This is a genomic window from Sphingosinicella ginsenosidimutans, assembly GCF_007995055.1.
Lineage (GTDB): Bacteria > Pseudomonadota > Alphaproteobacteria > Sphingomonadales > Sphingomonadaceae > Allosphingosinicella > Allosphingosinicella ginsenosidimutans.
This window is the reverse complement of the sequence record NZ_VOQQ01000001.1, coordinates 1,808,796-1,822,771: the sequence shown is the minus strand read 5'-3', so window position 1 is coordinate 1,822,771 and position 13,976 is coordinate 1,808,796. Positions and strand designations below refer to the sequence as shown.

Sequence of the window (13,976 nt, the reverse complement as noted above, 5' to 3'; positions counted from 1 at the left end):
GGAGATGGCGACGACACGCCCCGCCGAGGCCGGCGCCACCGACGCCGGGGACGAGGAGCGACCGCGCGTCCTCGTCGTCGATGATGACGAGCATAATCTGCTCGCGATCCGCACCGTGCTCGAAGACCTCGCCGATATCGAGGTCGCCTCGTCGGGCGACGCGGCGCTGAGACACCTGCTGAGGGGCGAGTTCGCAGTCATCCTGCTCGACGTCTTCATGCCGGGCATGGACGGATATGAGACCGCCCAGATCATCCGCGGCCGCGAACAGACGCGCCGAATTCCGATCGTCTTCCTCTCCGCGGTCAACAAGGAGAAAGAGCATCTGCTGCGCGGCTATTCGATGGGCGCGGTGGATTATGTGTTCAAGCCGGTGGAGCCGGTGGTGCTCCGATCGAAAGTCGCGGTGTTCGTCGATCTGTTCCGGATGCATCGCGAGGTCCAGCGCAAGGCCGAACACGAACAGGCGCTGCTGGACGCCAATCTTCGCGCCAATGCCGAGCGGTTGCGCGCCGAAAAGAAGCTGCGCGTCACCGAGCAGCGGCAGGCGGCGATCATCGAGTCGCTGCCGATCCTCCTCTATCTCGAAGCGGCCGAATCCGATCCGCGCCTGCCGCAGTTCGTCGGCGGCAATTTCGAGGCGGTGACCGGCTTTTCGTTCGACTCGCTGGCCGACGCCCCCAACTTGTGGGCGGAGCGGTTGCATCCGGAAGATCGCGAGCGCGTGCTGCGGGCGCTGAGCGAGCGTATTCAGTCCGGCGGAATGTCGATCGAATATCGCTGGCGCTGCGGCGACGGCAGATATCGCCACTTTCTCGACCAGGCCGTGCTGCTTCGCGGCGAGAATGGCGCGCCGGCGCAGTTCGCCGGATCGCTGCTCGACGTCACCGATCGCAAGGAGCTGGAGACCCAGTTGCTCCAGGCGCACAAGATGGATGCGATCGGCAAGCTTACCGGCGGCATCGCCCACGATTTCAACAACCTGCTGGCCGCGGTGCTTGGCGGGCTGGGCCTGATCGAGCGGCGCCTGCCGCTGGAGGAGGAGCATCGCAAGATCCTCGGCATGACGCGCCACGCCGCCGAACAGGGTTCGGAGCTGGTCAGCCGCCTGCTCGCCTTCTCGCGCCGCCAGCAGCTGCGGCCCGCCGAGATCGATATCACCGGCCTCGCCAACGCGCTCACCGACATTCTCGCCCATACGCTCGGCGGCCTGGTCGAGCTCGAATGGCGCATCGCCGGGCAGCCCTGGCCGGCCTATGCGGACGCCACCCAGCTCGAGCTGGCGCTGATGAACCTCGTCATCAACGCGCGGGACGCGATGCCGCAGGGCGGCCGCATCATCCTCGGCGCCGCCAACCGCCGCGCGCGCAGCGGCAATCCGCACAACCTGCGCCCGGGCAATTATGTCGTGCTGAGCGTCGAGGATCACGGCACCGGCATCCCGCCGGAAATCCTGGAGCAGGTGACCGAGCCCTTTTTCACCACCAAGGAAGTGGGCAAGGGGACCGGGCTCGGCCTGTCGATGGTCTACGGGTTCGCGCGCCAGTCCGGCGGGGCGCTCGAGATCCGGAGCGAGGTCGGCAAGGGCACGCGCATCTCGCTGTGGCTGCCGCGCGCGCCGCGGACGGAGGCACGGACGCCGGCGCCGCCAGCGCCCCAGGCGGCGCCTTCGGGCACGCCGGCGCTGCGAATCATGCTGGTCGACGATCACGACGCGGTTCGCGAGACCACCGCCGGCATGCTTCGCGATCTCGGCCACAAGGTCGATGCCGAAGGCGACGGCCGCGCCGCGCTCCGGCGGCTGGAACGCGACGGCGCGGATTACGACCTCATCGTCACCGATTATGCGATGCCGGTGATTTCAGGGGACGAGGTGCTCCGGCAGGCCCGGCGGCTGCGCCCCGATCTGCCGGGAATCATCATCAGCGGCTATGCCGAGGGATCGTCGATGCCGCCGGACCTCGACCAGGCGATCGTCCTCACCAAGCCGTTCTCGATCGAGCAGATGGACCGAGCGATCCGCCAGGGCCGCGGATCGACCGGCTAGGACGCCCGCCAGAACTCGATGTGGAACCGCACCGGGCCGACCGGCTCGACATTGTGACGGATCGTCGGTTCGATCAGCCCCGGCGCGGTATCGGGAGACAGGATCGTCTCGAACGCGGCGCGCCTCGGATCGGTGATCCGGTAGCGAAGCGCGCCGGCCTCGACATGGATGAGGCCCCAGCTGCCCTCCTTGCTGTCGTGATCGCGCAGGAGCGCGGCCGGCACCGTCGCCTCGGTGAAGGTCGCGGACCGGCGATAGGGGGCGAGACCGGGCGGCAGATCGACCGGATTGGGCATGCGCGCGCGGGCCGATCGGGTCGCATTGTCCACCCGCTCGTCGTGGCCGCTCTTGTCGCTGAAGAACGCGGCGGCGAACAGCCCGGAGCCGATCAGGACCGAGAAGAACACGCCGAGGATGGTGGCGACCACCATGTGGAGATGGAGCGGCCCGAACAGCGACAGATAGCCGAGCGCGAGGGCCACCATGATCACCCCGGCGAGCGCGATCCACGCCATCATCCGAAGGAATTCGGAGAAAGCGCGGTCGCCCGAAGCCGCCAGGGCCGTCCTGAGCCAGACCGGCAGCCAGCGCGTCATGTCAGGCGGCCATGCGAAAGGCGCTGGACGCCATGATCGACGAAGGGCGCCGGCGTCCCGGCCGGATCGATTCGGAAGAACAGGGCGAGCTGGAGGCTCTCGGCGATCCGCTCGGCCCTGGCCTTGAGCGCGGCCGCGGCCGCCGGCGGCATCACCTCGTCCGCGGTCTTCGCCCACAGGGCCAGCCAGCGGCCGAACAGCGCCGGCGTGATGCGCGCCTTGTGCTTCAGGTGCATCATCATCGGATTGCCCTTGTAGCGTCCGCTGGTGAGCATCACCGATGACCAGAAGGCGACCATCTTCCCCAGATGGTGCGGCCAATCCGCCTCGGCGATGGCGGCATCGAACACCGGCGCCAGGGCCTCATCCTCGCGGACCCGGCTGTAGAAGAGATGGACGAGGCGGGTGAGGCCGGCCTCGTCGATCCCGGCCACGGTTTCGATCCCCTGCACGACTCGCTCCGAAATCATGTATCTGCGGCGCATGTATCACCGAATTTGAAACATGCAACCGCAATACATATTATGCGCGGCCAACCGTTCGAGGAGCCGATGCGCCTGACGCGCTACACCGATTATGCGATGCGCGTGCTGCTCTACCTGGGCGCGCGGCCCGATCGCTTGTGCGCGATCGGCGAGATCGCCCGGGCCTACGGCATCTCGCAAAACCATCTGATGAAGGTGGTGAACGACCTCGTCCGCGCGGGCCATGTCGCCAGCGTGCGCGGGCGCAACGGCGGCATCCGCCTTGGCCGCGATCCATCCGAGATCAATGTCGGCGCGATCGTGCGCCATACCGAGGAGGGCTTCGGCCTGCTCGAATGCGGCGGCTGCATCATCGCGCCAGCCTGCGGCTTGACCGTCGCCATGCAGGAGGCGCTGGCCGCCTTCATGGCGGTGCTCGATCGCTACACGCTCGCGGACCTTCTGTCGCAGCGCCGCGGCCTTGCGGCATTGCTCGGCATGACGCCCGCCGCCGTCTGACGGCTCAGGCGGGCTCGACGCAGACCCGGTTCCGGCCCTCGTTCTTGGCGATGTAGAGCAGTTCGTCGGCGCGCTGGAGCGCGGGGGTGCCGAGCGGATGGCTGCCGCGCGCGACGCCGGCGGAGAAGGTCACCTGGCCGATCGGCGCGTCATTCTCGCGCAGGCGGAACTTCTTTTCGGCCAGCGTCTCGCGCGCTTCGTCGAGGATCGCGGCGGCCTGGCCTGGCTCCATCCGCTCGAACAGGACGACGAACTCCTCGCCGCCGAGGCGCGCCACCATATGGCCGTCGCAGCATTCGCGCAGCAGCCCGGCGACTGAGCGAAGCACCCGATCGCCGACGCCATGGCCATAGGTGTCGTTGATGCGCTTGAACTTGTCGACGTCGCAAATGGCGAGGCTGACCTCGATCCTCTCCTGCTGAAGCAGGGCATAGCGTTCCTCGAACGCGCGGCGGTTGGGGAGATGGGTGAGCGGATCGGACCGCGCCTCCTCCGAGACCTCGGCAAGCCTGGTGCGGAGATTTTCAGCCTCGCTGCGCGCCGCATCGAGCTGCTGCTCGGCCTGCTGGGTGCGTTCGACCATCGCGCGCGTGATGCCGATCAGCGTCGCGACCTGATCGGCGTCGCCCGATTCCTCGAGCTGGCGGGCGCCGGCGGCGAGATCCTCGCCATAGCTCTTCGCCTGAGCCTGCGAGGCTTCGACGATCGCGGTGAATTCCTCCACCTGGCGCCGGGTCGCCGAGATCAGCGCGGCGCTGGCCGCGTCCTGCCGCGGCGGCGCCGCGGCGGTCGCGACGCCGTGCGTGTCCATGATCTGGTCCGCCTCGCGCTGGGTGAGGCGCACGCCGTCGCTCGTCGCCGCCTTGACCGCCTGCGCGGCGGGCGACTGGCCGTCGACGAGGACCTGGTAGACGAGGGCGTAGTTCTGCGGGGTCGGCCACAGCCCATGCTGTGCGAAAAAACGTCCGATGTCCCGATAGAGCGCCTGGCTGTCCATTCCCTCGCCTCGTGCCGCGCGGTTGCCTATGCCTGGTGACGCTAGCGAAGATTGGTTAATGCGCCCTCACCACGGGGTTCCCGGTCGCCGGGCCCGCGGGACCGGCCGCCGTGGGCCCATTCGTCGCGGGCCGGGCCACCGCTCCGGCCGATCGCCAGGCCAGCGTGATCGAGATGCGGCGGTTGCGCGGATCGTAGCGGTCGTTCGGGACGAACGGTTCGCGATCGGCGACGCCCTCGATGCGGCTGATCCGCGTGACCGGGACGCCGGAGGACTGGAGCGCCGCCCGGGTGCTTTCCGCCCGCGCGGTCGAGAGCATCCAGTTGTTCATCGTCTGGCCCGACGAATAAGGCAGCGAATCGGTGTGGCCGCGCACCACGACCTGATTGGGCACGCCCTGGATGACGCTCGCCACCTGCGCGACCAGTGCGCGCGCCTGGGGCAGCAGCACGTCGGTGCCCACCCGGAACATCGAAAAATCCGCTTCGTCCATCAGGTCGATCCGAAGGCCCTCGTCATCCTCGGTGAAGCTGACATGGTTGCGAAGCTGGCGCAGGTTCGGATCGGACTGGATGCGGCGCAGAATCTCCTCGCGCAGCTGCATGAAGCGCTGATGATCCTCGGTGCGCGGCGCTTCGCCTTCGCGGACGCCGCCGGTTACGTCGCGCGGGACCACGATCGCGCGCGATCCCGTCTGGGTCGCCCGGTGCGGATAATTGTCCGCCGAGATGATTGAATCGCCGCCAAGGATGCCATCCGATCCGGCGCTGTCCTGCTTATATTCGATCAGGGTCGGCGTGAAGTAATCGGCAAGGCCGCGCTTCTTGTTCTCGTCGGTCGCGCCGATGATCCACAGGAGCAGGAAGAAGGCCATCATCGCGGTCACGAAATCGGCATAGGCGATCTTCCACGCGCCGCCGTGATGGGCGTCGTGCGCGGCTTCGACCACCTTCTTGACGATGATCGGCTGCGGCGCGGGCTCGTTGCGTCCGGGTTTGGCGCGGGTCGCCATGAGTTTGGTCCCTTACCGGCCGCGCATGCCATCGAACACGTCGGCAAAGGCCGGCTGGTTCGAATGCTGGATGCCGGAGCGGGCCGCCTCGATCACCAGCGGAAGCGGGTGGCCGTGGAGCGAGGCGATGACGATCTGCTTGACGACCTGGTAGATCGCGCCGTCGGCTTCGATCACCTGCTTGGCCCGGTTCGCGAACGGACCGACGAAGCCATAGGCGAGCAGGACGCCGAGGAAAGTTCCGACCAGCGCCGATCCGATCATCTCGCCGAGGATCGCCGGCGGCTGATCGATCGAGGCCATCGTCTTCACGACGCCGAGCACTGCCGCGACGATGCCGAGCGCGGGAAGCGCGTCCGCCAGCGTCTGCAACGTCGCCGCCGGCCGGATCGCGTCGTGGTGATGGGTCTTGATCGCATTGTCCATCACCTCCTCGACCGCATGGGGATCGAGGGTGCCGGACGAGACGACCACCAGGCGCAGCGTGTCGCAGATCAGGTGGACGAGCGTGTCGTCCTTGAGGAGCTTTGGATAGTCGGCGAAGATCGCGCTCGACTTCGGATCCTCGATATGCGGCTCGACCGCGACCGGGCCGTCGGTCCGCAGCATCTTCATCAGCTTGGAGACGAGGAAGATGACGTCGAGGAAATCGCGCTTCTGGTAGGTCGGGCCCTTGAAGACGCGGATCAGGCCGCCGCCCAGCGCCTTCAGTTCCTTCAGCGAATTGCCGGTAACGGTCGAGCCGACGGCGGCCCCGCCGATGACGAGGAATTCGAGCGGCAGCGCGTGCGCGATGACGCCGATGCTGCCGCCACCGAGAATGAAGCCGCCGAACACCATGACAATGACGACAATGATGCCAACCGCTGCGAACATGGAATCCCCGCGTAGAAGCTTGCGTGAGGGCGCGAAGCCCCCGGCCTATTGGGATTTAACGGTGGCGGGCGGCCGGACTTTACGGTTAACGGCCGATAAACCCCGATTTTTCCGGCGGATTTCGGGGAATTTCGGGCGGATTTGCGTGCCTCCGCACGCCCGGCGGCCGAACGCAGCCAATCCGCCGAACACGAGCCTGTCCCATCGAAGTTCGAAAATTCCCCCTCCCCTGCCAGCAGGGCGGGGAGGCTCGCGTTGCGCGCGGACGGCTCTAGCCGAGCAGGTCGAACAGGGTGTGCTGGTTGACCCTGGCGAAGACCGCCTGTGCCGCCTGAAGCGTCAGCTCCTGCGACTGGAGCTTGGCGACCACCGCGGTCACGTCGGTGTCCTCGAGGCCGGAGCGCTCCTCCTTGAGCTGGAGGCCGCTGTCGGCGAGGCCGTCGATGAACTGGTCGATGCGGTTGCCGCGCGCGCCCTGCTTGCCATGCTCGGTCGCGGCATGCTGCACGGCGGCGCCGATATCGTCGAGCGACTGGCCGATCGCCGCCGGATCGTTGGCATCGAGCGCATCGGCGGCGGCGCCGATGATCGCGGCCATGTCCTGCGGGCCCGAAGAGGTATCGACCTGGAAAATGTCCGCCTTGGTCCCCACCGCCGCGATGGTCAGGCCGTCGCCGACCGGGATCTGGGTCGGCGCGCTCGACGGGAAGAGATCGTTGCCGCGCGAATCCTTGGTTACCTGGAGCGCCGACAGCTCGTCGGCGATCGAGCGCAGTTCGAGCGCGATCGTCGAGCGGTCCGCCGCCGAAAGCGTGCCGTTCGCGGCCGAGATCATCAGCTCGTTGGCGCGGCCCAGCGCATTTTCCACGGCACCGAGCGCGGTATCGGCGCGCGACGCGGCGGCCGCGGCATTGGCGAGATTGGTGTTCCAGGCGCTTTCATTGACCTGGGTGATGCCGATCTGCGCGATCCGCGCGGCGGCGACCGGGTCGTCCGACGGCGCCTGGAGGCGTTTCGTGGTGGAGATCTGCGCCTGGCCATAAGCGATCTGCTGGGCCAGCGAGAGCTGCCGGTTGATCTCCAGGGTCAGGTTGTAACGGGTGCCGCTGATCATGGTATCACGTCCTAACGCAGCGCATCGAACAGGGACTGGACGGTTTCGCGCGCGACCTGGATGATCCGGGCCGAGGCGCTGTAGGCCTGCTGATAGCGAAGCAGATCGGCGGCCTCGCGATCGAGATCGACGCCGCTGACCCCGTCGAGCGCGGCCTTGCTGAAATCACGCCAGCTGTCGGCGGCCGCGGCTTCGGACTTGGCCGAGGCAAGCACCTGCGCGTTCTGCGAGACGATGCCGCCCCAGCGGTCCTCGAGCCCCGCCGAGGCGCGCACGCCGTCGAGCGCGATCAGATTGCCGTTGGCGGTGCCGTCGGTGCCGGCGGCGGCGATCAGAGCCGGATCGGCAACGGCGATCTGCATGGTGGTCGCGCCGCCGGCCTGGCTGAGCAGGTCCGCCCCCGGATTGCCGTTGGCGTCGATGCCGCCCGCCTGCCAATCGTTGATCGTCGCGACGAAATCGGCGCCGAGCGCGTCGAGCTGCGCCCGGCGATCCGCGGTCTGCGACGCGGTATCGGCATAGCCGGACAGCGTGCCGCTGCCGACCGGAAGCGGCGTCGTCGAACCGCCGATCGAAAGGGTGAAGGCGAGTCGCCCGTCGGTCGCCCGATTCATGGTGACGAAGCCCGGGCCTGTGCCCTGGAGGAGGGACACCCCCGACGCGCTGGCCGAATTGAGGCTGACCGTGCCGTCGCCGTTGATCGTCGCGGTGATGTCGAGCTTCTGCGACAGCTGGTCGATCAGCTGGTCGCGCTGGTCCTCGAGCGAGGCGCGCGCGGAACTGCCGGGCGATGCGGTGCGGATCGTCCCGTTGAGATTGTAGAGCGCGGCGAGCGAGGCGTTGACCGAATCGACGTCGAGCTTCGCGGCGCTCGCAATGCCGTCCGACACGCGCGAGAGCGAATCGGCGGTCGAGCGGAAGGCGCGCGTCGTATCTTCGAGCGCGGTCAACATCTGCGAGCGCTTGAGCGGATCGCCGGGATCGCCGGCGAGCGTCGTCGCCGAGGCGAAGAAGCGCGTCAGCGTGGAGCCGACCCCGGTCGGCCCGTCGTCGAGCGCGGATTCGACCGCGCCGAGCCATTGCTGGCGCGTGTCCGCCCGTCCAGCCGCCGAATCGGCCTGGCGCGCTTCCGCCGCCTTGAACTCGTCCCAGGCGCGCTGGACACCCACCGTCTCGACGCCGCCGAAGACGACCTGGTCCTTGTAGAAGGGCATGCTGCCGGTGGCGTCCACCGCCTGCATCCTGACGGTGCGCCGCGAATAGCCGGGCGTGTCGGCATTGGCGACATTCTCGCCGACCGCCGACAGGGCGTTGCGATAGGCCGAGAGGCCGGACGAGCCGATGGCGAGAAGATCGCTCACGAACGTGCTCCATTGCTGTCGGCGCCGGGCCGCGTGTCGCCGCCGGACGATTGGGGCTGGCCGCCGCCGAGCTGATGTTCGAACTGCGAGATCAGCATCTGGGCGATGCCGAACGCCCCCTGCTGCGACATGCTGTCGGCGAGCCGGGCGTCGGCCATTTCCTGGAACTGATCGGTGGCGCTGCTGTCGAGCCAGTTGTCGGCCAGCTTGGCCTGGCGCATCGATCCGATCATCTGGCGCAGGAACACGGCCTCGAACTGCTGCGCGGCCGTGCGCAGCCGATCGCGCGGGTCCTGCTGCGCGCCGATCGGGCCGTTGGCCCCCGGTGCGAGCGAATAGGCCGGGCCGATCTGCGCGCTCACAGGATCACCAGATCGGCGCGCAGCGCGCCCGCCTGTTTCAGCGCTTCGAGGATCGCGACCAGATCGGACGGCGCCGCGCCGATCGCGTTCACCGCGCGGACGATGTCGGCAAGGCTCGCGCCCTGCGGCAGCTCGAACATCGGCGAGCGATGCTCGGTGACCTCGATATTGCTCTGCTGCTGGACGGCGGTGCGGCCGTTGCTGAGCGGCGCCGGCTGGACCACGGTGGGATTTTCCTGGACCGCGACGGTGAGCCGGCCGTGGCTGACCGCCGCCGGGCTGATCCGAACCGCGCCGTTGATCACGACCGTGCCGGTGCGCGCGTTGACGATGACCCGCGCCGGCGCGTCGGCCGGCTGGACCGGAAGATTCTCGATCCGGCTGATCAGCGAGGTGCGGACCTCCGCCCCCAGGGGCGCCTCGATCGCGATCGACACGCCGTCGATCGCACGCGCGATCGGCTGGCCGAGGCCGGAATTGATCGCATTGGCGACCCGTTCCGCGGTGGTGAAATCGGATTCGCTGAGATTGAAGACGAGGCCCGGCGCCGTCGCGAAGCCGGTGTCGACCGCGCGCTCCACCGTGGCGCCGCCCGGGATGCGGCCGGCCGAGGGCACGTTGACCGAAACCTGGCTGCCGTCCTGCGCGGTGACGCCGAGGCCGCCGACGGCGAGATTGCCCTGCGCCATCGCGTAGATCTGGTTGTCCGCACCGCGCAGCGGGGTGAGGATCAGCGTGCCGCCGCGAAGCGAACGCGCCCGGCCGAGCGCCGAGACGGTGATGTCGAGCACCTGGCCCGGCCGCGCGAAGGGCGGCAGGTCCGCCGTCACCATCACCGCCGCCGCATTCTTGAGCGCCGGATTGACGCCGGGCGGCAGCGTGAGGCCGAAGCGCGAGGCGACGCCGTTCATCCCCTGCGTCGCATATTCGAGATTGTCGTCGCCGGTGCCGGCGAGCCCGACCACGATGCCGTAGCCGACGAGCTGGTTCGGGCGCACGCCCTGGAACGAGCCGAGGTCCTTGATGCGCGTCATCTGCGCCGCCGCCGGCGAGGCCGCGGCAAGGCAGAGGACAAGGGCGAGAAGCAGGCGACGGATCATGGCGGGGTTCCTCAGAACGGGCTGAGCATGGTGAAGAAGCGCTGCAGCCAGCCCTGGCGGCTGGCGCGGCTGATCTCGCCGCGGCCGACATAATCGATCCGCGCGTTGGCGATACGCGTCGATGGCACGCGATTGTCCGGGCCGATGTCCGACGGGCGGACGATACCCGACAGGCGGATCGATTCGTTGCCGCGATTGATCCGAAGCTGCTTTTCGCCGCGAACGACCAGCGATCCGTTCGGGAGCACCTCCGCCACGGTGACGCTGATCTCGCCGACAAGGCTGTTCGCCTGGGCGGTCTGACCGCTCCCCTGGAAGGTCGAATTGCCGCCGGCCGACGCGTCGGTCGGGGAGAAGAGCGACAGGGGGCCGGTGCTCGGCGGGGTGAGGCCGATGCTGCCCGTGTGGGCGGTCTGCGACGTCGTCGTGCTCTGCCCCTGGGTGCGCTCGACGAGGGTGATCGTCAGCACGTCGCCGACGGCGCCGGCGCGGGCGCCGCTCGTCAGCGGGGTGAAGCCCTGCGAGGCCTGGAAGATCGATCCGTTCGCGGGCGGCGGCGGCGGCGCGACCGGGAGCACCGGATGATAATCCGGTTCCGGCACGCGCGGCCGATGCGCGGCGGTGAGCAGCACGGCGGCGCAGGCGAGAAGAGCGGCGCGGCGCATCTTAGATCTGCTGGTTCGCATTGCGCAGCATCTCGTCGGTCGACTGGATCATCTTCGAATTGACCTCATAGGCGCGCTGCGTCTCGATCATGTCGACCAGCTCCTGGACGACGTTGACGTTGGACGCCTCGAGCGTGGACTGGCGGATCGCGCCGCGGCCTTCCTCGGTCGCGCCGCCGGTCTGGGCGGTGCCGCTGGCCGCGGTCTCCATGTAGAGATTGTTGCCGATCGCCTGCAGGCCCGCCGGATTGGCGAAGCGCGAGATGTCGATCTTGCCGACCTGGCTCGGATCCGCCTGTCCGGGCAGCGTCACCGAAACCGTGCCGTCGGCGCCGATCGTGATCGACTGGGCATTGTCCGGGATCTGGATTTCCGGCTGGAGCGGCATGCCGTCGGAGGTGACGATCTTGCCTTCCGGCGAGAGATGGAAATTGCCGGCGCGGGTATAGGCAAGGGTGCCGTCCGGGCGCGTCACCTGGAAATAGCCCTCGCCCTCGATCGCCATGTCGAGCGGGTTGCCGGTATTGTTCATCGTGCCCTGCGTCACCTCGCGCGAGGTGCCGGTCATCCGCACGCCGGTGCCGAGGTTGAGGCCGACCGCATAGCGATTGTCGCCGGCCGAATTGGCGCCGGCCGCGGTCATCAGCTGATAGGCCAGCGTCTGGAATTCGGCGCGGTCGCGCTTGAACCCGGTCGTGTTCACGTTCGCCAGATTGTTGGCGATGACGCGCATGCGCTGGTCCTGTGCGTCGAGCCCGGTGCGGGCGACGTCGAGGGCGGCGGTGCTCATAGTCCTTCTCCTTGAACCTATCCGGGCAGCCGCATGAGATCCGTGGCCGCGGTATCCATGTCGCGGGCCGTGGAAATCAGCTTGAGCTGCGTATCCCAGGCGCGGCTCGCCTGGATCATGTCGATCAGCGCCTGGCTGGTCTGGACGTTCGATCCTTCGAGGCTGCCGGCGGTGAGCCGCGCCCCGGGATCGGACGGAAGCGCGCCGCCATTAGGCACGCGGAACAGATTGTCGACGCCCTTCACGATCTGCGAGCCGGCGGGCGAGACCAGCTTCAGCCGGTCCACCTGCTGGGGCTGGCCCGGATCGCCGCCGGGCGGGACGATCCAGATCGTGCCGTCCTCGGCGATCCGCATCGAATCGGCGGGCGGCAAGGTGATCGGCCCGGAATCGCCGAGCACGGGATGGCCGTCGCCGGTGGTGAGCAGCCCGGAATCGTTGAGCTGCAGATCGCCGCGGCGGGAATAGGCCTCCTCGCCATTCGCCGCCTGGACGGTGAGCATCGCATCGCCCTGCATGGCGACGTCGAGGCCGCGCCCAGTGGAATGGATCTCGCCCGCATTCATGTCGGCGGCGACGACCTCTTCCGAAGCCGGCGCGCGCGCCTCCAGGCCCGCGCCCCGGATCCACAGGGCACGCGCCGACGCCATGTCCGCGCGGAAGCCCGGCGTGTTGGCGTTGGCGAGGTTGTGCGCCGTCGCCGTCTGGGCAGCCATCGCGGCGCGAAGCGCCGAGAGCGAGGTATGGACGATCCGGTCCATCGGTCAGCGGTCCCTTTTCATCCTCAGCGCAGGTTGATGATCGAATCGGTCATCGTGTTCGCGGTCTCGAGCGCCTTGGCATTCGCCTGGAAATTGCGCTGCGCCGCGATCAGCGAGACGAGCTCTTCGGTCACGTCGACGTTCGACTGTTCGAGCGCGCCGGTCTGGATGCGGCCGAAGCCGTCATTGCCGGCCTGGCCGATGATCGCAGCGCCGCTGTCCCCGGTGATGGTCCAGCGGCCGTCGCCCTGCTGGCGAAGACCCGCCGGGTTGGAGAAATTGGCGATGATGAGCTTGCCGAGCGCCTGCGTGCTGCCATCGGAGAAGACCGCGGTGATGAGCCCATCCTCGCCGATCGAAACGTCGCTGAACTTGGCCGAGGCGACGCCGTCCTGGTTCACCGAATCGACCGAGAAGGTGCCCGGGCCCTGGTGGGTCGCGGTGCCGAGATCGACCGTCAGCGCGATCGGCGCCGAGGCGCCCGACGGCAGGACGGAGCTGAATGTCGTCGAGGTCGTCGGCGAGGTGAGGTTGCCGCTGGCATCGAAGGTGAGCTGGAGCGGGACGACCGGGGTCGAGCCGCTCGCCGAGGCTTCCTCGTTGCCGACGAACAGGTGGACATCCCACGTGTCGGCGGCGTCGCCGGCGGTGGTCGATCCCGTTCGCACGAAATAGAGCGTCGCCGCCTGGGCGTTGCCCTCGCTGTCATAGACCGTGGTCTGCTGCGAGAAATTGTAGCTGTTCGCGTCGAGCCGGTCGAACGTGTAGGGGTGACCCGGATTGTAGACGGCGCGCGTATCGGGCTTGTCCGCGGTCTGCGGCAGGCTGACGCCGAGGCTGAGCAGCGAGGTCGCGCGCGGCGTGCCCGAGGTCAGCGGAAGCTGGATGTTGCGGGCGGCGCCAAGGCCGGTCGCCGTGATGTTGCCCTCGGTATCGACCGGCAGCACCTGGATGTAGCCGCCGTTCGAATCGACCAGGTAGCGCTGGCCGTCCACCTTCAGCGAACCGTTGCGCGAGAAATAGGTCGAGCCGGCGGTCAGCGCGTCGCGCGTGACGAAGAAGCCGGTGCCCGAAATGGCGAGATCGAGCTCGCGCTCAGAGGTTTCGAAGCCGCCCTGCGTGAACTGCTGCTCGATCGACTTGAGCCGCGTGCCCTGGCCCGCGGTCGTCGTCGACGGCGGCATGATGTCGCCGAATTCGGCGCGGCTGCGCTTGAAGCCGATCGAGCCGACATTCGCGATGTTGTTCGAAATGACCGAAAGATCGGTCTGCGCGCCGCGAAGGCCGGAGAGCGAGGTGTAGAAGGACATGT

15 protein-coding genes are annotated in these 13,976 nt (G+C 68.3%); 2 read left to right on the top strand and 13 right to left on the bottom strand.

Features of this window, described 5'->3' with window-relative positions:
• Positions 1–4 precede the first annotated feature (4 nt).
• Positions 5–2,047: a response regulator gene (locus FRZ32_RS09230; RefSeq protein WP_158635888.1), complete on the top strand. Its 2,043-nt coding sequence runs from the start codon at positions 5–7 to the stop codon at positions 2,045–2,047.
• On the opposite strand, the gene FRZ32_RS15580 is transcribed toward FRZ32_RS09230, so the two are convergent.
• Together FRZ32_RS15580 and FRZ32_RS09215 are read right to left on the bottom strand one after the other, a co-directional pair.
• Positions 2,044–2,643 (bottom strand): TehB family protein, encoded by a 600-nt coding sequence (locus FRZ32_RS15580; protein WP_243445242.1) that lies wholly within the window; start codon positions 2,641–2,643, stop codon positions 2,044–2,046. The two genes, FRZ32_RS09230 and FRZ32_RS15580, sit on opposite strands and share 4 nt — an antisense overlap.
• Positions 2,640–3,128 carry a group III truncated hemoglobin gene (locus FRZ32_RS09215; protein WP_192901887.1) on the bottom strand — a complete coding sequence of 163 codons (489 nt, stop codon included), beginning with the start codon at positions 3,126–3,128 and terminating at the stop codon, positions 2,640–2,642. Before FRZ32_RS09215 ends, FRZ32_RS15580 begins: the two co-directional genes overlap by 4 nt.
• 66 nt (positions 3,129–3,194) lie before the next feature.
• On the opposite strand from FRZ32_RS09215, the gene FRZ32_RS09210 reads away from it, so the two are divergent.
• Positions 3,195–3,626, top strand: a complete 432-nt coding sequence (locus FRZ32_RS09210; RefSeq protein ID WP_147043230.1) for an RrF2 family transcriptional regulator — start codon at positions 3,195–3,197, stop codon at positions 3,624–3,626.
• Between the two features lie 4 nt (positions 3,627–3,630).
• Here the strand turns inward: FRZ32_RS09210 and FRZ32_RS09205 are convergent, their stop codons facing one another.
• The 11 genes from FRZ32_RS09205 to FRZ32_RS09155 form a co-directional block, all read right to left on the bottom strand.
• Positions 3,631–4,623: a GGDEF domain-containing protein gene (locus FRZ32_RS09205; protein ID WP_147043229.1), complete on the bottom strand. Its 993-nt coding sequence runs from the start codon at positions 4,621–4,623 to the stop codon at positions 3,631–3,633.
• A gap of 55 nt (positions 4,624–4,678) precedes the next feature.
• Positions 4,679–5,635, bottom strand: a complete 957-nt coding sequence (locus tag FRZ32_RS09200) for a flagellar motor protein MotB (protein WP_147043228.1) — start codon at positions 5,633–5,635, stop codon at positions 4,679–4,681.
• A gap of 12 nt (positions 5,636–5,647) precedes the next feature.
• Positions 5,648–6,511 carry a flagellar motor stator protein MotA gene (gene motA, locus FRZ32_RS09195; protein ID WP_147043227.1) on the bottom strand — a complete coding sequence of 288 codons (864 nt, stop codon included), beginning with the start codon at positions 6,509–6,511 and terminating at the stop codon, positions 5,648–5,650.
• A gap of 271 nt (positions 6,512–6,782) precedes the next feature.
• Positions 6,783–7,625, bottom strand: coding sequence for a flagellin N-terminal helical domain-containing protein (locus tag FRZ32_RS09190; protein WP_147043226.1), 843 nt, complete (start codon positions 7,623–7,625; stop codon positions 6,783–6,785).
• An 11-nt stretch (positions 7,626–7,636) separates the two neighbouring features.
• Positions 7,637–8,986: a flagellar hook-associated protein FlgK gene (gene flgK, locus FRZ32_RS09185; RefSeq protein WP_158635887.1), complete on the bottom strand. Its 1,350-nt coding sequence runs from the start codon at positions 8,984–8,986 to the stop codon at positions 7,637–7,639.
• Entirely contained in the window at positions 8,983–9,348 is a 366-nt protein-coding gene (locus FRZ32_RS09180; protein WP_424141290.1) for a rod-binding protein, read from the bottom strand. The genes flgK and FRZ32_RS09180 overlap by 4 nt, the downstream gene beginning before the upstream one ends.
• On the bottom strand, positions 9,345–10,448 hold the full coding sequence (locus FRZ32_RS09175) for a flagellar basal body P-ring protein FlgI (RefSeq protein ID WP_147043224.1): 1,104 nt from the start codon (positions 10,446–10,448) through the stop codon (positions 9,345–9,347). Before FRZ32_RS09175 ends, FRZ32_RS09180 begins: the two co-directional genes overlap by 4 nt.
• Before the next feature lie 11 nt (positions 10,449–10,459).
• Entirely contained in the window at positions 10,460–11,113 is a 654-nt protein-coding gene (locus tag FRZ32_RS09170) for a flagellar basal body L-ring protein FlgH (RefSeq protein WP_243445241.1), read from the bottom strand.
• 1 nt (position 11,114) lies between these two features.
• Positions 11,115–11,903 (bottom strand): flagellar basal-body rod protein FlgG, encoded by a 789-nt coding sequence (flgG, locus tag FRZ32_RS09165; RefSeq protein WP_147043222.1) that lies wholly within the window; start codon positions 11,901–11,903, stop codon positions 11,115–11,117.
• A 17-nt stretch (positions 11,904–11,920) separates the two neighbouring features.
• Positions 11,921–12,664 (bottom strand): flagellar basal body rod protein FlgF, encoded by a 744-nt coding sequence (locus tag FRZ32_RS09160; protein ID WP_147043221.1) that lies wholly within the window; start codon positions 12,662–12,664, stop codon positions 11,921–11,923.
• Positions 12,665–12,687: 23 nt separating this feature from the next.
• The gene (locus FRZ32_RS09155; RefSeq protein WP_147043220.1) at positions 12,688–13,974 is read right to left on the bottom strand and encodes a flagellar hook protein FlgE; all 1,287 of its coding nucleotides are present in this window, start codon (positions 13,972–13,974) and stop codon (positions 12,688–12,690) included.
• Positions 13,975–13,976: the final 2 nt, after the last annotated feature.

Excerpts from the sequence above, each read along its gene's own strand:
- FRZ32_RS09230 (WP_158635888.1), top strand. The coding sequence starts at position 5 with ATGGCGACGACACGCCCCGCCGAGGCCGGCGCCACCGACGCCGGGGAC.
- FRZ32_RS15580 (WP_243445242.1), bottom strand. The coding sequence starts at position 2,643 with ATGACGCGCTGGCTGCCGGTCTGGCTCAGGACGGCCCTGGCGGCTTCG.
- FRZ32_RS09215 (WP_192901887.1), bottom strand. The coding sequence starts at position 3,128 with ATGCGCCGCAGATACATGATTTCGGAGCGAGTCGTGCAGGGGATCGAA.
- FRZ32_RS09210 (WP_147043230.1), top strand. The coding sequence starts at position 3,195 with ATGCGCCTGACGCGCTACACCGATTATGCGATGCGCGTGCTGCTCTAC.
- FRZ32_RS09205 (WP_147043229.1), bottom strand. The coding sequence starts at position 4,623 with ATGGACAGCCAGGCGCTCTATCGGGACATCGGACGTTTTTTCGCACAG.
- FRZ32_RS09200 (WP_147043228.1), bottom strand. The coding sequence starts at position 5,635 with ATGGCGACCCGCGCCAAACCCGGACGCAACGAGCCCGCGCCGCAGCCG.
- motA (WP_147043227.1), bottom strand. The coding sequence starts at position 6,511 with ATGTTCGCAGCGGTTGGCATCATTGTCGTCATTGTCATGGTGTTCGGC.
- FRZ32_RS09190 (WP_147043226.1), bottom strand. The coding sequence starts at position 7,625 with ATGATCAGCGGCACCCGTTACAACCTGACCCTGGAGATCAACCGGCAG.
- FRZ32_RS09175 (WP_147043224.1), bottom strand. The coding sequence starts at position 10,448 with ATGATCCGTCGCCTGCTTCTCGCCCTTGTCCTCTGCCTTGCCGCGGCC.
- FRZ32_RS09170 (WP_243445241.1), bottom strand. The coding sequence starts at position 11,113 with ATGCGCCGCGCCGCTCTTCTCGCCTGCGCCGCCGTGCTGCTCACCGCC.
- flgG (WP_147043222.1), bottom strand. The coding sequence starts at position 11,903 with ATGAGCACCGCCGCCCTCGACGTCGCCCGCACCGGGCTCGACGCACAG.
- FRZ32_RS09160 (WP_147043221.1), bottom strand. The coding sequence starts at position 12,664 with ATGGACCGGATCGTCCATACCTCGCTCTCGGCGCTTCGCGCCGCGATG.
- FRZ32_RS09155 (WP_147043220.1), bottom strand. The coding sequence starts at position 13,974 with ATGTCCTTCTACACCTCGCTCTCCGGCCTTCGCGGCGCGCAGACCGAT.